This window comes from Streptomyces sp. NPDC005402, from assembly GCF_040606575.1.
Taxonomy (GTDB): Bacteria; Actinomycetota; Actinomycetes; order Streptomycetales; family Streptomycetaceae; genus Streptomyces.
In genome coordinates this window covers 1-21981 of record NZ_JBEXFB010000011.1, presented here as the reverse complement: position 1 = coordinate 21981, position 21981 = coordinate 1, and the positions used below count along the sequence as shown (strand labels likewise).

At 71.4% G+C, this 21981-nt stretch carries 19 protein-coding genes, 2 rRNA genes and 1 pseudogene; 4 read left to right on the top strand and 18 right to left on the bottom strand.

Features of this window, described 5'->3' with window-relative positions:
* Nucleotides 1–54 precede the first annotated feature (54 nt).
* Together ABZT02_RS22050 and ABZT02_RS22045 are read right to left on the bottom strand one after the other, a co-directional pair.
* Nucleotides 55–684 carry an NUDIX hydrolase gene (locus tag ABZT02_RS22050; RefSeq protein ID WP_356019682.1) on the bottom strand — a complete coding sequence of 210 codons (630 nt, stop codon included), beginning with the start codon at nt 682–684 and terminating at the stop codon, nt 55–57.
* A gap of 85 nt (nt 685–769) precedes the next feature.
* Complete coding sequence (locus tag ABZT02_RS22045; RefSeq protein ID WP_356019681.1) at nt 770–2434, bottom strand: CTP synthase; 1665 nt, start codon at nt 2432–2434, stop codon at nt 770–772.
* Nucleotides 2435–2906: 472 nt separating this feature from the next.
* Between ABZT02_RS22045 and ABZT02_RS22040 the strand changes: the two genes are divergently transcribed.
* Nucleotides 2907–4709 carry a glycoside hydrolase family 15 protein gene (locus ABZT02_RS22040; protein WP_356020128.1) on the top strand — a complete coding sequence of 601 codons (1803 nt, stop codon included), beginning with the start codon at nt 2907–2909 and terminating at the stop codon, nt 4707–4709.
* A 178-nt stretch (nt 4710–4887) separates the two neighbouring features.
* Here ABZT02_RS22040 and ABZT02_RS22035 read toward each other — a convergent pair whose 3' ends face one another.
* Nucleotides 4888–5844, bottom strand: a complete 957-nt coding sequence (locus ABZT02_RS22035; protein ID WP_356019679.1) for an LLM class F420-dependent oxidoreductase — start codon at nt 5842–5844, stop codon at nt 4888–4890.
* Nucleotides 5845–5899: 55 nt separating this feature from the next.
* Here ABZT02_RS22035 and ABZT02_RS22030 point away from each other — a divergent pair, with 55 nt between their 5' ends.
* Nucleotides 5900–7531 carry a PucR family transcriptional regulator gene (locus ABZT02_RS22030; RefSeq protein ID WP_356019678.1) on the top strand — a complete coding sequence of 544 codons (1632 nt, stop codon included), beginning with the start codon at nt 5900–5902 and terminating at the stop codon, nt 7529–7531.
* 12 nt (nt 7532–7543) lie between these two features.
* Here the strand turns inward: ABZT02_RS22030 and ABZT02_RS22025 are convergent, their stop codons facing one another.
* The 6 genes from ABZT02_RS22025 to ABZT02_RS22000 form a co-directional block, all read right to left on the bottom strand.
* Nucleotides 7544–8680 (bottom strand): glycosyltransferase family 4 protein, encoded by a 1137-nt coding sequence (locus ABZT02_RS22025; RefSeq protein WP_356019677.1) that lies wholly within the window; start codon nt 8678–8680, stop codon nt 7544–7546.
* A gap of 176 nt (nt 8681–8856) precedes the next feature.
* Entirely contained in the window at nt 8857–9597 is a 741-nt protein-coding gene (locus tag ABZT02_RS22020; protein ID WP_356020126.1) for a hypothetical protein, read from the bottom strand.
* A gap of 44 nt (nt 9598–9641) precedes the next feature.
* Complete coding sequence (recN, locus tag ABZT02_RS22015) at nt 9642–11360, bottom strand: DNA repair protein RecN (protein WP_356020124.1); 1719 nt, start codon at nt 11358–11360, stop codon at nt 9642–9644.
* A 160-nt stretch (nt 11361–11520) separates the two neighbouring features.
* Nucleotides 11521–12426: an NAD kinase gene (locus ABZT02_RS22010; protein ID WP_356019676.1), complete on the bottom strand. Its 906-nt coding sequence runs from the start codon at nt 12424–12426 to the stop codon at nt 11521–11523.
* Nucleotides 12423–13238 carry a TlyA family RNA methyltransferase gene (locus ABZT02_RS22005; RefSeq protein ID WP_356019675.1) on the bottom strand — a complete coding sequence of 272 codons (816 nt, stop codon included), beginning with the start codon at nt 13236–13238 and terminating at the stop codon, nt 12423–12425. Before ABZT02_RS22005 ends, ABZT02_RS22010 begins: the two co-directional genes overlap by 4 nt.
* A 7-nt stretch (nt 13239–13245) precedes the next feature.
* Complete coding sequence (locus ABZT02_RS22000) at nt 13246–13548, bottom strand: hypothetical protein (RefSeq protein WP_356019674.1); 303 nt, start codon at nt 13546–13548, stop codon at nt 13246–13248.
* A gap of 42 nt (nt 13549–13590) precedes the next feature.
* On the opposite strand from ABZT02_RS22000, the gene ABZT02_RS21995 reads away from it, so the two are divergent.
* Entirely contained in the window at nt 13591–13938 is a 348-nt protein-coding gene (locus ABZT02_RS21995; RefSeq protein ID WP_356019673.1) for an SCP2 sterol-binding domain-containing protein, read from the top strand.
* On the opposite strand, the gene ABZT02_RS21990 is transcribed toward ABZT02_RS21995, so the two are convergent.
* The 4 genes from ABZT02_RS21990 to ABZT02_RS21975 form a co-directional block, all read right to left on the bottom strand.
* Entirely contained in the window at nt 13922–14788 is an 867-nt protein-coding gene (locus ABZT02_RS21990) for an ABC transporter ATP-binding protein (RefSeq protein ID WP_356019671.1), read from the bottom strand. The genes ABZT02_RS21995 and ABZT02_RS21990 overlap by 17 nt on opposite strands.
* The gene (locus ABZT02_RS21985; protein ID WP_356019670.1) at nt 14785–15822 is read right to left on the bottom strand and encodes an iron chelate uptake ABC transporter family permease subunit; all 1038 of its coding nucleotides are present in this window, start codon (nt 15820–15822) and stop codon (nt 14785–14787) included. The genes ABZT02_RS21990 and ABZT02_RS21985 overlap by 4 nt, the downstream gene beginning before the upstream one ends.
* Nucleotides 15819–16862, bottom strand: a complete 1044-nt coding sequence (locus tag ABZT02_RS21980) for an iron chelate uptake ABC transporter family permease subunit (RefSeq protein ID WP_356019669.1) — start codon at nt 16860–16862, stop codon at nt 15819–15821. The genes ABZT02_RS21985 and ABZT02_RS21980 overlap by 4 nt, the downstream gene beginning before the upstream one ends.
* Nucleotides 16863–16951: 89 nt before the next feature.
* Nucleotides 16952–17980 carry an HAD-IIA family hydrolase gene (locus ABZT02_RS21975; protein ID WP_356019668.1) on the bottom strand — a complete coding sequence of 343 codons (1029 nt, stop codon included), beginning with the start codon at nt 17978–17980 and terminating at the stop codon, nt 16952–16954.
* A 72-nt stretch (nt 17981–18052) separates the two neighbouring features.
* Between ABZT02_RS21975 and ABZT02_RS21970 the strand changes: the two genes are divergently transcribed.
* Nucleotides 18053–19345, top strand: coding sequence for a DUF1015 domain-containing protein (locus tag ABZT02_RS21970; protein ID WP_356019667.1), 1293 nt, complete (start codon nt 18053–18055; stop codon nt 19343–19345).
* Between the two features lie 55 nt (nt 19346–19400).
* On the opposite strand, the gene ABZT02_RS21965 is transcribed toward ABZT02_RS21970, so the two are convergent.
* From ABZT02_RS21965 to ABZT02_RS21945, 5 genes and pseudogenes are all read right to left on the bottom strand, one after another.
* Nucleotides 19401–20198, bottom strand: a complete 798-nt coding sequence (locus tag ABZT02_RS21965) for a hypothetical protein (RefSeq protein WP_356020122.1) — start codon at nt 20196–20198, stop codon at nt 19401–19403.
* Nucleotides 20090–20635, bottom strand: coding sequence for a hypothetical protein (locus ABZT02_RS21960; protein WP_356020157.1), 546 nt, complete (start codon nt 20633–20635; stop codon nt 20090–20092). Before ABZT02_RS21960 ends, ABZT02_RS21965 begins: the two co-directional genes overlap by 109 nt.
* A gap of 235 nt (nt 20636–20870) precedes the next feature.
* A pseudogene (locus tag ABZT02_RS21955) lies at nt 20871–21512 on the bottom strand (RNA helicase); the annotation flags it as partial.
* Nucleotides 21513–21685: 173 nt separating this feature from the next.
* A 5S ribosomal RNA gene (gene rrf / locus ABZT02_RS21950) occupies nt 21686–21802 on the bottom strand.
* Nucleotides 21803–21908: 106 nt separating this feature from the next.
* Nucleotides 21909–21981, bottom strand: a 23S ribosomal RNA gene (locus tag ABZT02_RS21945); the annotation flags it as partial.

Sequence of the window (21981 nt, the reverse complement as noted above, 5' to 3'; positions counted from 1 at the left end):
AACCGGCACCCCGCAACGGACCGCTCCCCGAAGACGGCGCGACCCGAAAACCCGTCACGCCTCGAACGGCCGCGCCGGCCACTGAGCCTCAGCCGACCGCAACCCGTCCAACCCGCCGGAGGCACCCCGCGCCGCGACCAGCGAAAGCACCCCCACCACCAGACAGGTGTTGTGCAGCTCCCCCGCCAGCACCCCCCGCACCAGCTCGGCGACCGGCACGCGCGCGTACTCCAGGTCGATCTCCTCGTGCTCGACCTCGAAGCGCTCGCCGTCGGCCTCGGACAGTCCCCGGGCCAGGAAGATCCGGATCGCCTCGTCGCAGCCCCCCGGCGACGTGTAGACGTCCGTCAGCACCCGCCAGTCCTCCGCCTTGACGTGCGCCTCCTCGTACAGCTCCCGCTGGGCCGCGTGCAGCGGGTTCTCCCCCGGCACGTCGAGGAGCCCCGCGGGGATCTCCCACAGCTTCTGCCGTACGGGGTGCCGGTACTGCCGGATGAGCAGGACGCGGTCCTCGTCGTCGAGGGCGAGGACGCCCACGGAACCCGGGTGGACCTGGTAGTCGCGGCCGACCACCGACCCGTCGGGCATGACCACCTCGTCCGTGCGGACGGAGGTCTTGTTGCCCACGAACGGGGTCTTCGTCGCCCGGATCTCCCACTCTTCCGGGGTGTCCTTGATCGTCATGCCCTGTCCTTCCCCACCTGCGCAAAAGAAGCCGGGACGCCCGCCCTTTGAATGCGTGCGCCCCGGCCACCGTACAACTGTCGTGCTACTTGGAACTCTGCCGCTCCACCGCCGCCTTCACCAGGCCGGCGAACAGCGGGTGCGGCCTGGTCGGGCGCGAGCGCAGCTCGGGGTGGGCCTGCGTGGCGACCAGGTACGGGTGGACGTCGCGCGGGTACTCGACGTACTCGACGAGCTTGCCGTCCGGCGAGGTGCCGGAGAACAGGATGCCCGCCTTCTTCTCCAGCTCCGCGCGGTAGGCGTTGTTGACCTCGTAGCGGTGCCGGTGCCGCTCCTCGACGTACTCCTTGCCGTCGTACACCTCACGGACGATGGAGCCCTCGGCGAGCTTGGCCGGGTACATGCCGAGCCGCATGGTGCCGCCCATGTCACCCTCACCGGCGACGATGTCGAGCTGCTCGGCCATGGTGGAGATGACCGGGTGGCCGGTCGCCGAGTCGAACTCGGTGGAGTTGGCGTCCGGGATGTCGGCGAGGTTGCGCGCGGCCTCGATCACGATGCACTGCAGGCCCAGGCACAGGCCCAGCAGCGGGACCTTGTTCTCGCGGGCGTACTTGATCGCGCCGACCTTGCCCAGCACACCGCGGTCGCCGAAGCCGCCCGGGATGCAGATGCCGTCCACGTCACCAAGCTGCGCCGCGGCGCCGGCCGGGGTCTTGCAGTCGTCCGAGGTGACCCACTTGATCTTGACGCGGGCCTTGTTGGCGAAACCGCCGGCACGCAGCGCCTCGGTGACCGAGAGGTAGGCGTCGGGCAGGTCGATGTACTTGCCGACCAGGGCGAGGGTGATCTCGTGGTCGGGGTTGTGGACGCGGTCGAGCAGGTCGTCCCAGGTCCGCCAGTCCACGTCCCGGAACGGCAGGTCCAGCTTGCGGACGACATAGGCGTCCAGGCCCTCGCCGTGCACGGTCTTCGGGATGTCGTAGATCGAGCGGGCGTCGGGGCAGGCGACCACGGCGGCCTCGTCGACGTCGCACATCAGCGAGATCTTGCGCTTGATGGCGGTCGGCACCTCCCGGTCGCAGCGCAGCACGATGGCGTCCGGCTGGATACCGATGTTCCGAAGGGCCGCAACCGAGTGCTGGGTGGGCTTCGTCTTCAGCTCACCCGAGGGGCCGATGTACGGCAGGAGCGAGATATGGACGACGAAGACGTTGTCACGGCCGACCTCGTGACGGACCTGGCGGACCGTCTCCAGGAACGGCAGCGACTCGATGTCGCCGACCGTGCCACCGACCTCGGTGATGACGACATCGACCTCGTCGGTCGCCATACGCCGGATGCGGTGCTTGATCTCGTTGGTGATGTGCGGGATGACCTGCACGGTGTCGCCCAGGTACTCACCGCGCCGCTCCTTGGCGATCACCGTGTTGTAGACCTGGCCGGTGGTGACGTTGGCGGAGCCGTCGAGGTCACGGTCGAGGAAGCGCTCGTAGTGGCCGATGTCCAGGTCGGTCTCGGCGCCGTCGTTGGTGACGAACACCTCACCGTGCTGGAAGGGGTTCATCGTGCCCGGGTCGACGTTGAGGTACGGGTCGAGCTTCTGCATCACGACGCGCAGGCCCCGCGCCTTGAGCAGCATGCCGAGGCTGGAGGCCGTCAGTCCCTTGCCGAGCGAGGAGGCGACACCCCCAGTGACGAAGATGTGCTTGGTCGTCGTGGCTGTGCTGTTTCGAAAAGCAGCGGTCATGGCCAAGAGGGGGCTCCCGTGGTCGCGATCTGGAGGTGCGGTTCGGGGGTCAGGCGCCCACCGGTCCACGGGCTACCAGGGTATCAGCGCCTCGGGGAGATGGCTTCCGGCCACGCTCCGCGCACACGCCGACACGGACCCGCACGAACACACCCGTTTCTCACCCGTTGCTCACCCGTTCGGCGCAGCCGCGTTGCCCGGAGCGGCACACAGATCATCTACGTGCGTCGTATCCTGCTCGGACACTCACTGCCGAGCCCGGCCGGAAACGCGGGACCACCCCCACCCGTTAGGCCCCGGAACAACGAGAGCTCGTCAGTTCGTTGAGCAACAGTTGTCGTTTTGCCTCACAGCAGCAGGACTGTTTTGCTTCACCGCTCAACGACGCTTTACAACGACCCCCTTGACCGCACCAAGCGACAGCCCCCTTTTTCCTACAGGGGGTGACGTGGCCGTTCGACTGGAGTTGCACGTGGCCGGGCGCATCGAAGACTACGCACTCATCGGAGACATGCAGACCGCAGCCCTGGTCTGCCGGGACGGCACGGTGGACTGGCTGTGCCTGCCCCGCTTCGACTCGCATGCCATCTTCGCCGGCCTGCTGGGCACCGAGGAACACGGGTTCTGGCGTCTCGGCCCCGCGCACGCGGCCGACGCCAAGCCACCCACCGCGGCCCGGCGCACCTACCGCGGCGACTCCCTGATCCTGGAATCGGAGTGGGACACCTCACGCGGCACGGTCCGGGTGACCGATTTCATGCCCCCGCGTGACGGCGCCCCCCAGCTGATCCGGATCGTGGAGGGCGTCTCGGGCCGCGTGCCCATGCGCTCGGCCCTGCGGATGCGTTTCTCGTACGGCCGTGTCGTCCCCTGGGTCCACAAGCACGAGGGGCGCACGGTCGCCGTGGCGGGCCCGGACTCGGTGTGGTTCGACACCGACTGCGAGACGTACGGCAAGTCCCTGACGACGTACTCGGACTTCACGGTCGCCCCGGGTGACCGGATCGCGTTCACGATCTCGTGGGAGCCCTCGCACAAGCAGCCGCCCCCGCTGCCGGAACCGGAGCAGGCGCTGGAGGCGACGGAGGACTTCTGGCGCGAGTGGGTCGAGCACTGCACGTACCACGGCCCCTACCGCGAGGCCGTCATCCGCTCGCTGATCACCCTCAAGGCGCTGACGTACGCCCCCACCGGCGGCATCGTGGCGGCCCCGACGACCTCGCTGCCCGAGGACATCGGCGGTGTCCGTAACTGGGACTACCGCTACACCTGGCTGCGCGACGCGGCCATCACCCTGTCCTCGCTGCTGCGCACCGGCTACCGGGAGGAGGCCCGCGCCTGGCGCGAGTGGCTGCTCAGAGCGGTCGCCGGCGACCCCGAGAACCTGCAGATCATGTACGGCATCGCGGGCGAACGGGAACTGGGTGAGGCCGAGCTGGACTGGCTGCCGGGCTACGAGAACTCCGCACCGGTCCGGGTCGGCAACGGCGCCGCGCACCAGCTCCAGCTCGACGTCTACGGCGAGGTCACCGAGGCCCTGCACCTGGCCCACATGACGGGCCTGTCCCGCAACGACTACGCCTCCCTGCTCCAGCTCAAGCTGATCCGCTACCTCGAGGACCACTGGGACGAGCCGGACGAGGGCATCTGGGAGGTGCGGGGCCCGCGCCGGCACTTCGTGCACTCCAAGGTGATGGCCTGGGTCGCGGTGGACCGCACCATCAAGCTCATCGAGTCCGGTGACGCGGACGGCCCGCTGGAGAAGTGGCGCGAGCTGCGCGACGACATCCACCGGGACGTGTGTGAGAAGGGTTACGACAAGGAGCGCAACACCTTCACTCAGTCGTACGGCTCGAAGGAGCTGGACGCCTCCCTGCTGCTGATCCCGCAGATGGGCTTCCTGCCGCCGGACGACAAGCGCGTGATCGGCACCATCGAGGCGATCCAGCGCGAGCTGTCCACGCCGGACGGCTTCATCCTGCGCTACCCGACCTCCAGCGGCGACGAGAACGTCGACGGTCTCCCCGGCGACGAAGGGGCCTTCCTGGCCTGTTCGTTCTGGATGGCGGACGACCTCGCGATGATCGGCCGCGTGGACGAGGCGAGGAAGCTCTTCGAGAAGCTCCTCTCGCTCCGCAACGACCTCGGTCTGCTCGCCGAGGAGTGGGATCCGCGCCAGAAACGCCAGGTCGGCAACTTCCCGCAGGCCTTCAGCCATGTCCCGCTCATCGACACCGCCCTGCGCCTGACGGCGTCGGGGGCGTACGGCGGCTGATCCTCACCCATCGGTGACGTGCGGCGGCTGAACAGGACCGGCGGCCAGAGGCCGCCCGGGCTGGGAACCGCCATCAGCCCCCGCCGCACGTCGTCGACACCCCGCTGTGCGGGGCCCTGCTGCGGTACGGGACGTGCGCACCGGCGTCCGGCCTGGAGCACCGGCGCGGTCCCCCACATCAAGCCGGCCTGAGCGCCGTCAGGGTGCGTTCGCCGCCCGGATCCCCCGCCGTCGCCGGCACCAGGGCGATCTCGTCGAGCCCGGCCTCGGCGTAGGCGTGGATGCGCGCCCGTACGGCGTCCAGGCCGCCCACCAGCCCCACCGTGCCCGCGGCCTCGGCCGGCAGGGCCCGCACCAGGGTCTCCCGGTCGGCCCCGCTCGCGGCCAGCTCCACCGCCTCCCCGAACCCCGCCTCGGCGAAGACCTCGCTGTAGCCCGGCACGGTCAGGTATCCGGCGATGCTGCCCAGCACCTGCGCGAGCGACTGAGGATCGGGATCGACGGCCGCCGGCAGCCAGGCGGCGAGCGTGGGCGGCGTACGGTTCGCCTTCCGGGCCGCCGCGTCCAGCTCCGCGCGCAACGCCCGCACCTGCTCCGGGGAGACCACGTCCAGCAGCATGCGGTCGGCGTGCGCGGCGGCCGTGGCGATCGCGCGGGGACCGAACGCGGCCACGGTGAGGGGCCCTGCGGGTGGCGGCAGACGGCGGCGGAAGGGGCTGCCGGGCACGACCGGCTCCCCCGGAGAGGCGTGCAGGAGCCGTCGTAGGGCTGCCGCCTGCTCCTCCAGTACGGCGGCGGGCCGCGCCCGGGGCCGGTCGTGCACGCCCTCGACCACCCGCTTGCTGGACGTGCCCAGCGCCACCCCCACCGGGCGACCGACGAGAGCGGCGACCGAGGCGGCACCCCGGGCCGAGGTGTACGCGTCGCGGACCGACACCGGGACCGGCCCCGCGGTCAGCGCGACCCGCTCGGTGTCCCGCCCGATCACCGCGGCGAGCACGAACGCGTCCCAGGTGGGCCCCTCCCCCACCCACACCTCCCGGTATCCGAGCCGGTCGGCGTGCGCCGCCACCCGGAGCGGCTCCTCTACCGCGCTGTCGTCCTCTCGTGCCACGGCCACCACGCTGAAGTCCATGCACCGGCCGCTACCCCGGCACGGCATCGGGCACGCCTCCGGTAGCGTCCGGCTCATGGACAGCGGCACGAACAGCGGTTTCGACACCCAGGGCGCCGGGATCACCGTGCAGCGGGCGCTGGAGCTGCCCGGTCTGCGCAGCGGACTCCCGGAGATCCTCGCGGGCGCGGACCGGCTGCACCGGACCGTGCGCTGGGTGCACGCGGGCGAGGTCCCGAACATCGCTTCGCTGCTGAAGGGCGGCGAGCTGCTGCTGACCACCGGCTACGGGCTCGGCACCCGCCCGGCCGAACAGCGCGCGTTCGTGCGCACCCTGGCCGAGCGCGGGATCGCCGCCCTGGTCGTCGAGCTCGGCCCGCGCTTCACCCGGCTGCCCGCGGCCCTCGTCGACACGGCTCGCTCGACCGGCCTGCCGCTCGTCCAGCTGCACCGCGAGGTGCCGTTCGTGGCGGTCACCGAGGAGATCCACACCGAGATCGTCAACGGCCACTACGCGCTGCTCCAGCGGGCCGAGGAGGTGCACCGCCGCTGTACCGAGGCCCTGCTGGGCGGCGGCGGTGTCCCGCAGGTCCTCGGCATCCTGGCCGACTTCAGCGGCAACCCGGTCTTCCTGGAGACGACGGACGGGCAGCTCCTGTACGCCGCCGGGGAGGGCCCCGAGGGCGCCGACCCGCTCCAGGTGTGGGAGGGGCTGCGCGGCCAGCACAAGGACACCCCGCCGTCCGGCTCGGCTCTCGTGGACGTCCCCGGGGGCGGACCCGGTGCGGGTTCGGTACGGGCGCGGCTGGTCCTGCTTCCCGTACGGGCCCCGCTGGCCCCCGTGCACCGCATGGCGGCCGAACGCGCGGCGGGCATCCTGGCCGTCGTCCTGATGCAGGCCCGCCAGGAGGAGGAGCTCGCGGCACGCGGACGCGGGGACTTCCTCACCGACCTCGCCGAGGGCCGCATCACCGCCGAGGACGCGCCCGCGCAGGCGCGCGTGCTGGGCTTCCGGCCGGGCAGCGGCCCGCTGCTGCCGGTGGTGATGCACCTCGGTTCCTCAGGCGGCGGCTGGGCGGTACTGGCGCGGGCGGTCTCCGAGGAGCTGGCCGCGGTCGGGGTACCGGTCCTGCTGGGCGTACGGCCCGTCGAGGGTCGTGTGCTGGTCCTGCTCGGTCTGCGCTCGGAGTCGGAGCGGCCGGCGGTCGCGGACCGGGTCGCGGTGGCCCTGCGGGCCGGCGTGGAGCGGGCCGGGATGCAGCGCCCCGGCGCCCAGCCGCCGGTCGTGGTGGTCGCGGTCGCCGGTGGCTGGGCGGCGGCCTCGGCGGGTCTGCGGCACGCGGCGGAGACGGCGACGGCGGCGCAGGGCCTGTCGGACCGCCCCTGGTACGACGCCCGGCGCCTCGACATCGACCTGCTCCTGTGGCGGCTGCGCGACCATCCGGACCTGGCCGCATTCGTGGACCGCGCCATCGGCCCGCTGCGCGCCCACGACAACCGCTCCAAGCCGCCACTGCTGCCGACCCTGGAGACCTATCTGGCGCACGCGGGCCGCAAGGCGGAGACGGCCCGGGAACTCCACCTCAACCGGCAGACCCTCTACAACCGCCTCGCCCGCATCGGCGAGTTGCTGGGCACGGACCTCGACGACCCGCAGACGGTACTGGCGTTGAGCCTGGCACTGCGGGCACGCCGGCACGTGTCCTAGTCTCCCGGGCCTTCAGATGAGCGGCCGGGGCTGGGTCAACTCGTCGTAGACACTGAGCACCTGCGCCACGGTCTCGTCCTCGGTGGGCCAGGTGGCCGCCTGCCGCACCCCGCGCTCCTTGAGCAGCTCCCGGCGCTCGGGATCGCCGAGCAGCCGTACGACGGCCTCGGCGAGGGCCTCCGGGTCGCCGTACGGGACGAGTTCGGCCGCGTCACCGACGAGTTCGGGGATGCCGCCGACCTCGGTCGCGACGAGCGGCACACGTGCGTGGAAGGCCTCCTGGGCGAGCACCGAGCGCGCCTCCCAACGGCTGGGCAGGAGCACGAGATCGGCGGCGGCGAGCAGTTCGGAGATGTCGTCGCGCCGCCCGATCAGCCGGACGGGCAGGCCTTCCTCCTCGATACGGCTCTGCAGGACCGCCCGCAGGGGCCCCTCTCCCGCGACCACGACCAACGGCACGGGGTCGAGAAGGCGCCACGCGCGTGTGGCGTCCAGCAGCGTCTCGTAGCCCTTGTGTCGTTCCAGGGCGCCGACCGCCATCAGCAACGGCCGCCCGATGGCCCCGAGTTCGGCCCGCACCTTGGGCCGCAGCCGGTCGGGGTCCTCCTGTTCGACGACCCCGCGCGACCCGGGCAACGCGACGGCGGCGAGCCGTGCGTCCCGGGCACCGGTCCTGCGGGCCCGGTCCACGAGCGCCGAGGTGGATCCGAGCACCACGGAAGCGGCCTTCACGACCCGGCGCTCCAGAAGGCGCACGAAATGGGCCCGCGCGCCCTCGGCGTACGCCCGGTCGTGCCAGGTGACGACGAGCGGGGTCCGCCGCCCGCTGAGCGCGAGCACCGCACGGAACGAGGCGTGCAGCCCGTGCGCGTGCACCAGATCGGCGTCCGCGCACGCCGCCCGCAGCACGGCCACGGAGGTCGGATCGCTGCTGCGCGGCACATGCACGTGTTCGGCACCGGCCCCGGAGAAGTCGTAGGCGCGATCCGCCTCGGCGGGGGCGCACACCGTGACCCGCACGCCCCGCGCGACAAGCCCCGAGGTCAGGGAGCGCACATGCGCGCTGCTGCCGGCATTGCCGCCGCCCAGCACCTGCACGGTGCGCAGCGGCGACTGGCCGTGCGGTGAGTGGCTGCTCACGGGGGTCACGTGGCCGGGCTCCTGGTTCGGGTCGGACGGTCACGAGGAAACGTACAGAAGGTGTCGAGCGGAGGGGTGTACCGCGCGCTTCCTACGCGTGATGGGTTCTCCGCCAAGGATGCCAGGGCGTACGGGTGTTCCGCGCATGCGGAGAAGCGGGAGAAGGGTGCGTGCGGCGAGTCGGGTCACTCGCAAGGGTGAGGGGACGGTGTCCCACCCAGGGGCGCGGGGAACTGCGCGACAAGCCCCCACCGGCCGGTGGACGAAAAACGACTCACCTGCTCCCCACAGACAGCCGCGGCAACAACCGCAGCCGCATGAGCGAGGAGCCCCACCCTTCCGTTCCCGGCGACGACAGCGGCTCCCAGCGCCGCCCCCAGCGCATGCGCCCCCACATCCCCGATCATCACGCGCTCACCGAGGTCGTCCGGCAACACGGCCACCGCGGCACCCACGGCGACGCCGGCCAACTCCGACCGCACCATCCCCGGCACCCCGAGCGCGACCACCGCACCGGCCGCCCGACCGGGCCGTACATCCACGAGGTTGACGAAATGCGCGGCCCCGGCGATCACCACACCCGCGAGCACCTTGTCGACGACCCGCTCCTTCATCAGCGCGCCCGCGACCAGCCCCGCCGCCGAGATCCCGAACAACTTGACGGCCCCGCTGGTGACTTCACCGTCCCGCAGCGCACTCAGATGCGCCCGGAACCCCCGCCGATGGTCCCCGGCGAGGTCGTCGTACGCCCCACAGAGACCCGCGACAGCCACCGCCACCCCCGCGGCGGGCCGAACCCGCCCGACCCCGGCCGCAACGGCCAGCGCACTCGCGGGCCCGGCGTACAACCCCACCGTCCGCCCTGCGTGGTTCGTCCGCTCCCACCGCTCCCGCCCACCCGGTGCCGTGGCCCGGAGGACGGCCATGCCCGCGCGCGTCAGGGCAGCGGCGACTCCGAGGGACGTGCCCCTCACGCGTCCGCCCGCGCCGTGGCCAGCAGCTCCTCCGCGTGCGCCCGGGCCGTCTCCGAGTCCTCCTGCCCGGCGAGCATCCGGGACAGCTCCCGCACCCGTTCCTCGCCCTCCAGCACCTTCACACCGGACCGGGTGACGGACCCGTCGTTCGTCTTCTCGACCAGCAACTGCCGGTCGGCGAAGGCGGCGACCTGCGGCAGGTGGGTCACCACGACGACCTGCGCGGTCTTCGCGAGCCGCGCGAGCCGCCGCCCGATCTCGACCGCGGCCTTGCCGCCGACACCGGCGTCGACCTCGTCGAAGAGGTACGTCGGCACCGGATCCGTCCCCGCGAACACGACCTCGACGGCCAGCATCACGCGCGAGAGCTCACCGCCGGACGCGCCCTTGGCGATGGGCCGCGCCGGCGCACCCGGGTGCGGGGCGAGCAGCAGCTCGACCTCGTCGACGCCGGCCGGCCCGTACGCGACCGCACGCCCGCCGACCTCCACGCCGTCCGGGTCCTCGGTCTGCCGGATGGCGAAGGACACGCGCGCGTGAGGCATCGCCAGCGAGGCCAGCTCTGCCGTCACCGCCGCCGCAAACCTCTCCGCGGCCTCTGTTCGCGCGTCCGACAGGGCCTGCGCCAGCCCGCCCAGTTCGGCCCTGAGCGCGTCCCGCTCGGCGGTCAGTTCGTCGATCCGCCCGTCGTCGCCGTCCAGTTCCGTGAGTCGCGCGGCGCTCTGCTCGGCCCACGTGAGCACGGCAGCCACGTCCTCGCCGTACTTCCGCGTCAGCGCGGTGAGCGCGGCCCGCCGCTCCTCGACGGCCGACAGCCGCAGCGGATCGGCGTCCAGGTCGTCGGCGTATCCGGCGAGCTCTCCGGCCACATCGCCGAGCAGGATCCCGATCTCCCCGATCCGGTCGGCGAGCGCGGCCAGGGCCGGGTCGTATGCCCGGACGGCTTCCAGAGCCCGCTGAGCGCCCGCCACGAGCGTCGCGGCGTCGATGCCCTCGGGATCCTCGGGGTTCCCGGCGAGGGCGGCGTGAGCTGCCGTGGCGGCCGAAGACAGTGCCTCGGCGTGCCCGAGCCGCTCGGCCTCCTCGGCCAGCTCGACGTCTTCCCCTGTCCGAGGCTCCACGCCGGCGATCTCGTCGAGCCCGTACCGCAGCATGTCGGCTTCCTGAGCCCGCTCACGCGCGCGCGTGACGATCTCGTCCAGCTCGACGGAGACGGCCCGCAGCCGCCGGTACGCCTCGGTGTACTTGGCCAGCGGCACGGCGACGGCATCGCCCGCGTACCGGTCGAGCGCCTGGCGCTGCCGGGTCAGCTTGAGCAGCCCCTGCTGATCGGTCTGCCCATGGACGGCGACCAGCTCGTCGGCGAGCTCGGCGAGCACCCCCACGGGCACCGACCGCCCGCCCAGATGCGCCCGGGACCGCCCTTCGGCGGAAACGGTACGGCTGATCAACAGCGCCCCGTCGTCGAGCTCCGCCCCCGCTTCCTCGGCCCGTACGACGACGGGGTCGCCGGCGGACACGGTGATCCGCCCCTCCACGACCGCCTTCTCGGCACCGATCCGCACGAGCGCCGCGTCCGCCCGGCCACCGAGCAACAGCCCCAGGCTGGTGACGACCATGGTCTTGCCCGCACCCGTCTCACCGGTGACAGCGGTGAACCCGGGCGACAGCTCGACGACGGCGTCATCGATGACTCCGAGTGACCGTATCCGCATCTCTTCCAGCACGGTGAAGACCTTACGAGGTCGGGGCGGGCGAGTGCGAGGTGCCCTGTTCACTCGGGCGAGTGGAGGTTCCTTCAGGGGCGCGGGGAACTGCGCGAGAAGCCCCACCGGCTCGCAGCCGCCCACGCTCCGCACCACCCCCCACGGTTGGCTAGTGAGGCGCCCCCCGCCACCCGGAAACGGGCAACGCGAACTTCGCCACCAGCCGGTCGGTGAAGGACGCGTGATGCAGCCGAGCCAGCCGCACCGGCACAGCCCCCCGTCGCACCTCCACCCGCGCCCCCGGCGGCAACTCGAACGTCCGCCGCCCGTCACACCACAGCACACCCGGCGGAATGTGCGGCAACAACTCCACCGCCAGCACGGAGTTCGGCGAGGTCACCAACGGCTTCGCGAACAACGCGTGCGCGGAGATCGGCACCATCAACAGCGCCTCCACCTCGGGCCACACCACAGGCCCACCCGCGGAGAAGGCGTACGCCGTGGACCCGGTGGGCGTGGACAGCACGATCCCGTCACACCCGAAGCCGGTCACCGGCCGCCCGTCGATCTCCAGTACCACCTCAAGGAGCTTCTCGGCGCCCGCCTTCTGCACGGCGGCCTCGTTCAGAGCCCAGTCCGTGTGGACGATGTCCCCGTTCCGGTGAACGACGACATCGACGGTCATCCGCTCCTCGACCTCGTACGACTTGGTCACCACCCGGTCGACGACCTTGTCGAGGTCGTCCCGCTCGGCCTCCGCGAGGAAGCCGACACTGCCCAGGTTGACGCCCAGCATCGGCACCCCGGACGCGCGGGCGAACTCGGCGCCGCGCAGCAGCGTCCCGTCACCGCCGAGCACGATGAGCAGCTCGCACCCTTCGAGGCACTGCGGAGTCGCCTCCTTGACGAGCTGCACCTCGGGCGGCAGCGGCAGGTCGGCCGCCTCGTACTCCAGGACGCGCACGCCGATGTCGGAGCGCAGCAGCCCCTTCACGACCAGCTCGGCACTGCGAATGGCCGCGGGCCGCCCGGTGTGGGCCAGCAGGAAAACAGTACGAGCTCGGTTCTGGCTCAACGCGGCCCCTCCGCCACTGCACGGTCGACATCGGCCGGGTCCAGGGCGGGCGCCCCGGCACGCAGCCACAGAAAGTATTCGACATTCCCCGAGGGTCCGGGCAACGGACTGGCCGTGACGCCCTTCACCCCGAGCCCGAGCTCCCCCGCCTTCTCGGCCACTCCCCGCACGGCCTCCGCCCGCAGCTGCGTGCTCCGTACGACTCCCCCGCTGCCCAGCCGTTCCTTCCCCACCTCGAACTGCGGCTTCACCATCATCACCAGATCGGCGTCCGGCTTCACGCACCGCACCAGGGCGGGCAGTACCAGTCCGAGCGGGATGAAGGACAGATCCCCCACGACAAGATCCACTGGTTCCCCATCGATCGCTTCGAGCGTCAACTCGCGTACGTTCGTACGGTCCTTGACGGTGACGCGTTCATCGCTCTGCAGAGACCACGCGAGTTGTCCGTAGCCGACGTCGACGGCGACCACGTGCGCGACCCCCGCCCGCAGCAGCACATCGGTGAAACCGCCGGTGGAGGCTCCGGCGTCCAGCGCCCGCCGCCCCTCGACGGCCAGCCCCTGCGGCACGAACACCTGAAGGGCGCCCGCGAGCTTGTGCCCGCCCCGGGACACGTAGGCGGGATCGCTGTCGTCGCTCTGGACCACGATCGCGGCCGCGGTCTCCACCTGGGTGGCGGACTTGGTCGCGACGGTCTTGCCTACGGAGACCCGCCCGGCCGCGATCAGCTGCGCGGCATGCTCACGCGAGCGCGCGAGCTTCCGTCGGACCAGCTCCGCGTCCAGTCGACGGCGTGCGACTCCTGCCACGTTCGGTTCAGCTCCTAGTGCCATGCGAGGGTGAGGGCGCCCTCTGGTCATACGACGGTGAGGGCGCCGGAGGTCCCGGGCGCACGTCCAGCGCGGTGAGCGCGTCACGCAGCCCCCGGTGTACATCCTCGTACACCTCGATGTGTCCGTCCGTGGCGAGGTGGTCGGCATCGCCGAGCCGCTCCAGCTGGACGTCGACCTCGGCGTTGCCGGTGGGAGTGCGGGGCACGTTCAGCGGGGCCGGGCCGGCCGGGCTGTACTCGGGTTCGACCGCGGCCTCGTGTGAAGGCTCTGGAACAGCGTCACTCATGCCCAGACGCTACCTCGAACCGCTGAGGTACCGTCGAGCGCGATGGCCACGATCGAGGAGTGCCGCGCCGCACTCGAGAAGCTCTCCGACAACATGCGCAGCGCCGAAGGTGACGTCGCCACGGCGGCTTCCATGGACCGCTCGGTGAGCTGCCGTATCACCGATCTCGACGTCACCTTCGTCGGCCGGATGACGGGCGGCCGGATCGTGGTGCGGGACACGATCCAGGGCCCTCCGAAGGAGAAGGCCCAGATCAGACTGACCATGGCGGGCGACGACCTGGTGGCGCTGGTGAATGGCGAGCTGAACTTCGCCAAGGCCTGGGGCTCGGGCCGGGTGAAGCTGGAGGCGGGCCTGCGCGACCTGCTCCAGCTCAGGAAGCTTCTGTAGCGACCACGCGCGAGCGTGCCTTGCGCGCCGCCGGCACCACCAGCGGTGTCCCCGTCTCCGGGTCGTCGATGACCTGGCAGCGCAGCCCGAAGACCTCCTCGACGAGGTCGGCCGTGACGATGTCGTTCGGGGCGCCCTCGGCGATGATCTTCCCGCTCTTCAGCGCGATGAGATGCGTGGCGTACCGGGCCGCGTGGTTGAGGTCGTGCAGGACGGCAACCAGCGTCCGCCCCTGCTCCTCGTGCAGCTCGGCACAAAGGTCGAGAACGTCGATCTGGTGCTGGATGTCCAGGTAGGTCGTCGGCTCGTCGAGGAGCAGCAGCGGGGTCTGCTGGGCGAGCGCCATCGCGATCCACACCCGCTGCCGCTGGCCGCCGGACAGCTCGTCGACGTACCGCTCGGCGAGTTCCGCGACCCCGGTCTGCCGCATGGACTCCTGGACGATCCGCTCGTCCTCGGTGGACCACTGGCGCAGGATGCCCTGGTGGGGGTAGCGGCCGCGGCCGACCAGGTCGGCGACCGTGATCCCGTCGGGCGCGATCGACGACTGCGGGAGCAGGCCGAGGGTCCGGGCGACCTTCTTCGCGGGCATCGACTGGATGACCTGCCCGTCGAGCAGCACCTTGCCCTGGCTGGGCTTGAGCATGCGCGAGAGGGCCCGCAGGAGTGTGGACTTGCCGCACGCGTTGGGGCCGACGATCACCGTGAAGGAGTGGTCGGGTATCTCCACCGACAACTGCTCGGCGATGACGCGCTGGTCGTAGGCGAGGGTGAGGGTGTCGGCGGACAGGCGGTTCACGGTGCTCCTCGGGTTGTTCAGTCCGCTGGTCAGGCTGGTCTCGGCGCTCATATCCGGCCCGCCTTGCGTTCGGTGACCAGGAGCCACAGCAGGTAGACGCCGCCGAGGACTCCGGTGACCACGCCGACGGGCAGTTGGTCGGCGCCGAAGACCTTCTGCGAGACCCAGTCGGCGGTGACCAGGAGGGTGGCGCCCATGCACAGGGACGGCAGCAGGTTGGGGCCGGGCGAGCGGGTGAGACGCCGGGCCAGCTGCGGGGCGGTGAGCGCGACGAAGCTGACCGGTCCGGCGGCCGCGGTGGCGGCGGCGGTGAGCAGGACGGCGGCGACCAGGAGCAGCAGCCGTACGCGCTCGACGCGCACCCCGAGGGCGCCCGAGACGTCGTCGCCCATCTCCATCATCCTGAGGCCGCGCGCGTTGGCGAGGACGAGCGGGACGAGGACGGCGCACAGCCACAGCAACGGCCAGACCTGCGCCCAGTCCCGGCCGCTGAGCGAGCCGGTCATCCACACGACGGCCTGGGCCGCCTCGGTGAGGGTGGACCGGGTCAGCAGATAGCCGTTGACCGCCGTGACGATCGCGGAGACGCCGATGCCGACCAGGACCAGCCGGTACCCGTGCACCCCCTGCTTCCAGGCGAGCAGATAGATGGCCAGCCCGGTCACCAGCCCGCCCACGAGCGCGCCCGTGGTGATCTGGGTCGCGCTCCCGGAGAACAGCACGATCATCGTGAGCGCCCCGGCCGTGGCCCCCTGACTGAGCCCGAGCACGTCCGGACTGCCCAGCGGATTGCGGGAGATGGCCTGGAACAGCGCGCCCCCGAGCCCGAGCGAGGCGCCGACCAGGAGCCCGACGAGGACCCGCGGCAGCCGCAGTTCGTTGATGATGAACTCCTGCCCGGCGTTGCCGTTCCCGAGCAGCGTCTTCAGCACGTCCCCGGCGGGGATCGGGAAGTCGCCGGTGCCGATCAGCGCGACACCGGCGGTGAGCGCGGCGAGCAGGATCAGGCCGACGACGACGGCCGCCCGCACGTCCAGCCGGACGGAGAGGCCGCCGGGGGTCCTGATGGCACGGTTGGTCCTCACAGCTGCGCCGTCCTTCGCCGTCGTACGAGGAAGATGAAGACCGGCCCGCCGATGATCGCGGTGACGATGCCGACCTGGAGTTCCGCGGGCCGGGCCACGATCCGGCCGATCACGTCGGAGCCCAGCAGCAGCACGGGCGACAGGACGGTCGCGTACGGCAGGATCCAGCGCAGGTCGGGGCCGGTGAAGGAGCGCACGATGTGCGGAACCATCAGGCCCACGAACACGATCGGACCGCATGCGGCGGTCGCGGCCCCGCACAGCACGGTCGCGGAGAGCATGGCCAGCGCCCGGGTGCGGTTGAGGTGGGCGCCGAGGGCCTTGGCGGTGTCGTCGCCCATCTCCATCGCGTTGAGCGGCCGGGCGAGCGCGAGGGCGAGCAGTGAGCCGGTCGCGAGGAACGGCAGCACCTGGAGGATGGTCGAGTTGTCGGCCGAGGACAGCGAACCGACCGTCCAGAAGCGCATCTTGTTGAGCGCCTGGTCGTCGGTGATCATCACGGCCTGGAGATAGCCGTACAGCGCCGCGCTGATCGCCGTACCGGCCAGGGCGAGGCGTACCGGAGTGGCACCCCGGCTGCCGCCCAGGAACCAGACCAGGGCGCCGACCGCGGCCGCGCCGAGAAAGGCGAACCACACATAGCCGCTGAGCGAGGTGACGCCGAAGAAGGTGATCGCGGTGACGACCGCCGCGGACGCGCCCGCGTTGATGCCGAGCAGTCCGGGGTCGGCCAGCGGATTACGGGTGAGCGCCTGGAGCACCGCTCCGGACAGGCCGAGCGCGGCACCGGCGAGCAGCCCGAGGACGGTCCTGGACAGCCGGTCGGCCACCACGACGTCGCCGTAGGTCCCCGTGTCCTGGAACAGTCCGTGCCAGACCTGTGCCACGGACAGCCCTTTCGCCCCGACCGCGATGCTCGCCACCGCGACGAGCACCAGGATCACGACGGACACGAGGAGCCCAAAGACACGTATCGCCCGGCGGGTTGGGGGCGCGGGGGCGGTCTCCGCGCGCTGTTCGGGAGGACTGTCGACCAACACGCAGTTAGGTTAGCCTACCCTGCCAACGAGCCACGATCCCGAGCTCCGACCGCTCCCGGAATCACAGCAATCTCTTCGGCACCAACGGCTCACAGCCCCAGCCTCGCCAGCGCCTTCCCCGCGTCCAGCTCGCACACGCCTTCCCCGGCCGCCGTCCAGGCCGCCGCGCACAGCGCCCGCAGCCCGTCCATGGCCTCGCCGTCGCCGTCGAGTTCCAGCCGCTCCTCGCCGGCCTTCGCGGTCCACCCCCCGCACCGGAAGCCCTCTCCCGCCTCGGTGACCTCGGGCTGCCCGGTGAGCATCCCCCGCAGATCCGCGTCCACATAGGTCGGCCGGTGCTGCGGCGGCGCGGCCAGCAGCTGCGCGCCGTCGGTGACACCGGTGAGCACGAGCAGCGAGTCCACCTCTCCGTTGAACGCGCCCTCGATGTCGGTGTCCAGCCGGTCCCCGACCACCAACGGCCGCTTCGCACCGGTGCGCAGGATGGTCTCCCGGTGCATGGGAGGCAGCGGCTTGCCCGCGACCTGTGGCTCGGCACCGGTCGCTATCCGCACGACCTCCACCGCGGCGCCGTTGCCCGGCGCGATCCCCCGCCCGCTCGGAATCGTCAGGTCGGTGTTGGACGCGAACCAGGGCACCCCACGCGCGACGGCGTAACTGGCCTCGGCGAACCGCCCCCAGGGCAGGTCCGGGCCGCCGAAGCCCTGCACGACCGCCGCCGGATCGTCGTCCGCGGACTCCACGGGCTCGAGCCCCCGCTCACGCAAAGCCACCCGCAGCCCCTCGCCACCGATGACAAGGACCCGGGAACCCGCTGGCACCTGCTCGCTGATCAGCCGCGCGACGGCCTGCGCGGAGGTGATGACGTCGTCGGCCCCCGTCGGAATCCCCAGCTCGGTGAGGTGCTCGGCCACCGTGTCAGGGGTCCGCAAGGCGTTGTTGGTGACGTAGGCGAGGTGCATGCCCCCCTCGCGCGCGGTGGCGAGCGACTCGACGGCGTGCGCGATCGCGTTCCCGCCCGCGTACACCACCCCGTCGAGGTCGAGCAGCGCGGTGTCGTACGCCTCACTCAGGTCCTGTTCACTGCCCTCGGGCCTCGTCCTTGCGCGCTGGCTCATTCCGCATCGCTCCTCGTTCGACGGCTTTCCCCCGATCATCCCCCATGCCACTGACACCCGTACGATGCCGGGATGAACACAGCAGGTCACCCGGAAGCAACGGCGCGCCGAGGCCTGGAACTCACCCCGTTCCGAGGGCTGCGCTACGACCCCGACCGGGTCGGCAGCCTGGCCGCCGTGACATCACCGCCGTACGACGTCGTGGTCCGCCCCGACGGCCTGCACCAGCTCCAGTCCAACGACCCGTACAACATCGTCCGGCTGATCCTCCCGCAGGCGACGACACCGGCCGAACGCAACGAACAGGCAGCCCGCACCCTGCGCGGCTGGCTCTCCGAGGGCATCCTGGCCGCCGATCCCGAGCCCGGCCTGTACGTCTACGAACAGCAGGACGGCGCCGGCCTGCTCCAGCGCGGAATCATCGGCACCCTGCGCCTGTCGGAGCCTTCGGAGGGCGTGGTCCTGCCCCACGAGGACGTCATGCCGCACGTCGTCGCCGACCGCGCGGCCCTCATGCGCGCCACCTCCGCGAACCTGGAACCCCTGCTCCTCACCTACCGCGGCAACGGCTCGGAGTCCGTCACGACGGCCGCGATCGAACACACGGCCCAACAGCCCCCGCTCCTCGCCACCACCACCGAGGACGGCTACAGCCACCGCCTGTGGTCGATCACCGACCCCGCCGAAGTGGCCCGCATCCAGTCGGACCTGACGCGGCACCAGGCCCTCATCGCCGACGGCCACCACCGCTGGGCGACGTACCGCCGTCTACGCGCGGAGCACTCGTCCCCCAGCCCCTGGGACCACGGCCTGGTCCTGCTCGTCGACACGGCCCGCTACCCCCTCCGCGTCCGCGCCATCCACCGCCTCCTGCACGACGTCCCGGTGTCCCGGTCCCTGGCGCTCCTCGACGGCCTCTTCCGCGTACGCCACCTCGACCTGCCCCTCGCCGAGGCCCTGGACGTCCTCGCCGACGCGGCCTGCGCGGGCAACGCCTTCCTCCTCGCCGGCGACGGCGCCTTCCACCTCGTGGACCGCCCCGACCCGGACCTCCTGTCCCGCACGATCCCCACGGACCGCCCCACCGCCTGGCGCACCCTGGACGCCACGGTCCTGCACGCCACGCTCCTCGCCCACGTCTGGCACGTCCCCGAGGACGACCCCGCCCGCATCGCCTACATCCACGACACGGCCGCCACGGTCGAGAAGGCGGAACGCGACGGCGGCACGGCGGTCCTGATGCACCCGGTCCGCGAGGACGTCGTCCGCGACCTCGCCCGCCAGGGCGTCACGATGCCCCGCAAGTCGACGTCGTTCGGCCCGAAACCGGCGTCGGGTCTGGTCCTGCGCGCGCTGGACGTATGACGCACAAAGGGGCGGGATCCCAGGATCCCGCCCCTTTGCTCACCGACAACACACGTCAGTCCTTGAGGTCGCCTTCCTCAACGTCCTCGCCGTCCGCGTCCTCCACGTCTTCTACTTCTGCTACGCCTTCTACGACCTTCTCGGCGGCCTCGCCGTCACCCTCGTCCTCCTCGTCGGCGAAGGCGTCGACGAACTCGACCCCGTCCAGCTCGGCGAGTCGGTCGGAGGCGTCCGTGCTGCCGTCCTTGTCGGACTCCACGGCCTTGGCGAACCACTCCCGCGCCTCGCTCTCCCGACCGGCCGCGAGCAACGCGTCGGCGTACGCGTACCGCAGTCGCGCGGTCCACGGCTGCACGGAGTTGGAGGCCAGCTCGGGGCTCTGCAGCGTCACGATCGCCGCGTCCAGCTGGTCCATGTCACGCCGCGCACCGGCGGCGACGAGCCGCATCTCCACCTGCCCGGCCTTGTCGAGCTTGTGCACCTCGGGCGCCCCGGCCATGTCCAGCGCCTTCTCCGGCCGCCCGAGCCCACGCTCGCAGTCGGCCATGACGGGCCACAGTTCCACGTTCCCGGTCATCCGCCGCGCGGCCCGGAACTCGGCGAGCGCCTCGCTGTACTTCTGGTTGGCGTACGCCGCAAACCCGGCCGCCTCCCGTACGGCAGCGACACGCGAGGCGAGCCGCAGAGCCACCTTGGAGTAGCCGTACGCACCCTCGGGGTCCTCGTCGATCAGCCGGGCGACCATCACCAGGTTCTTGGCGACATCCTCCGCGAGCCCCTTCGGCAGGCTCTGCAGCTCCTGCCGTACGTCCTTGTCGATCTCGTCGCCCGTGACGTCCTCGGGGATCGGCAGCCGCTTGATCGGCTCACGATCGCGATCCCGCTCATCGCGGAAACGCCCGCCACCGCCACGCCGGTCGTCGCCACCGCGCCGGTCGTCCCGTCCACGGAACCCACCGGGCCGCCCACCACGGTCGTCCCTACGGGGACCACCACTTCCACCACGGTCGTCGCGTCGGAAGCCACCGCGATCGCCGCCAGTACTGCGGTTGTCGTCGCGTCGGAAGCCACCGCGGTCCCCGCCAGTACTGCGGTTGTCGTCGCGCCGGAAACCACCGCGGTCCCCGCCGGCACTGCGGTTGTCGTCGCGTCGGAAGCCGCCACGGTCATCGCTGCGACGGTCGTCACGGCGATCGTCACGGCGGTCATCGCGACGGTCGTTGTCGCGTCGGAAGCCACCGCGATCCCCACCGCGGTCATCGCTGCGGCGGTCATCGCGACGGTCGTCACGGCGAGGCGCGTAGCTGCTGCCACGGTTGTCGTCCCGGCGGAAGCCGCCCCGGTTGTCGTCGCGGCGCTCTACGCGCTCGCCCCGGTCCGCGCGGTCGTCACGCCGGAAGGCAGGCCGGTCACCGTCACGCCGGAACCCACTGCCACGGTCATCTCGGCGAGGCCCAGCCGGCCGGTCATCGCGACGGAACGGAGGACGAGCCCCACGATCCCCACCACGGTTGTCACCACCACGATCGTCACGACGGAAGCCACCACGATCGCCGCCAGTACTGCGGTTGTCGTCGCGGCGGAAGCCGCCACGGTCATCGCTGCGACGGTCGTCACGGCGATCGTCACGGCGGTCGTTGTCGCGTCGGAAGCCACCGCGATCCCCACCGCGGTCATCGCTGCGGCGGTCATCGCGACGGTCGTCACGGCGAGGCGCGTAGCTGCTGCCACGGTTGTCGTCCCGGCGGAAGCCGCCCCGGTTGTCGTCGCGGCGCTCTACGCGCTCGCCCCGGTCCGCGCGGTCGTCACGCCGGAAGGCAGGCCGGTCACCATCACGCCGGAACCCACTGCCACGGTCGTCCCGGCGAGGCCCAGCCGGCCGGTCATCGCGACGGAATGGAGGACGAGCCCCACGATCCCCACCACGGTTGTCACCACCACGATCGTCACGACGGAAGCCACCACGGTCCCCGCCGGCACTGCGGTTGTCGTCACGCCGGAAGCCGCCGCGGTCATCGCTGCGACGGTCGTTGCCGCCACCGCGGTTGTCATCGCGACGATCGTCACGGCGTGCGTAACCACCACCCCGATTGCCACCACGGTCATTGCCGCCGCGGTCGTTCCCACCGCGGTTGTCGTCGCGGCGGAAGCCGCCGCGGTCCCCCCGGTAGCCTCGATCGCCACGGTCACCACTGTCCCGTCGTTGCTGGTCGCGCTCCGGTCGGTCGTCGGGAGAGTTGGTGGACATGGTGACTCCTGTCTTCGGCACTGCAAGCATTCTAAAAACAAAAGGACCCCTGGTCCCAGCTGAACGCTGGGACCAGGGGTCCTCCAAATATTGTTCGGCGGTGTCCTACTCTCCCACAGGGTCCCCCCTGCAGTACCATCGGCGCTGTAAGGCTTAGCTTCCGGGTTCGGAATGTAACCGGGCGTTTCCCTCACGCTATGACCACCGAAACCCTAATGGTTTCGAGCGAACAAGCACACTTTTCTGTTGTGTGGTTCAAGCTCTAGCCGACAACTGTTCGTTGTCTCAGAACTAACACAGTGGACGCGAGCAACTGAGGACAAGCCCTCGGCCTATTAGTACCGGTCACCTCCACCCATTACTGGGCTTCCAGATCCGGCCTATCAAC

Bases quoted from the DNA above. Each gene is read 5' to 3' on its own strand.
- ABZT02_RS22050 (WP_356019682.1), bottom strand. From the start codon at position 684: ATGACGATCAAGGACACCCCGGAAGAGTGGGAGATCCGGGCGACGAAG.
- ABZT02_RS22045 (WP_356019681.1), bottom strand. From the start codon at position 2,434: ATGACCGCTGCTTTTCGAAACAGCACAGCCACGACGACCAAGCACATC.
- ABZT02_RS22035 (WP_356019679.1), bottom strand. From the start codon at position 5,844: ATGGACTTCAGCGTGGTGGCCGTGGCACGAGAGGACGACAGCGCGGTA.
- ABZT02_RS22030 (WP_356019678.1), top strand. From the start codon at position 5,900: ATGGACAGCGGCACGAACAGCGGTTTCGACACCCAGGGCGCCGGGATC.
- ABZT02_RS22020 (WP_356020126.1), bottom strand. From the start codon at position 9,597: ATGGCCGTCCTCCGGGCCACGGCACCGGGTGGGCGGGAGCGGTGGGAG.
- recN (WP_356020124.1), bottom strand. From the start codon at position 11,360: ATGCGGATACGGTCACTCGGAGTCATCGATGACGCCGTCGTCGAGCTG.
- ABZT02_RS22000 (WP_356019674.1), bottom strand. From the start codon at position 13,548: ATGAGTGACGCTGTTCCAGAGCCTTCACACGAGGCCGCGGTCGAACCC.
- ABZT02_RS21995 (WP_356019673.1), top strand. From the start codon at position 13,591: ATGGCCACGATCGAGGAGTGCCGCGCCGCACTCGAGAAGCTCTCCGAC.
- ABZT02_RS21990 (WP_356019671.1), bottom strand. From the start codon at position 14,788: ATGAGCGCCGAGACCAGCCTGACCAGCGGACTGAACAACCCGAGGAGC.
- ABZT02_RS21975 (WP_356019668.1), bottom strand. From the start codon at position 17,980: ATGAGCCAGCGCGCAAGGACGAGGCCCGAGGGCAGTGAACAGGACCTG.
- ABZT02_RS21970 (WP_356019667.1), top strand. From the start codon at position 18,053: ATGAACACAGCAGGTCACCCGGAAGCAACGGCGCGCCGAGGCCTGGAA.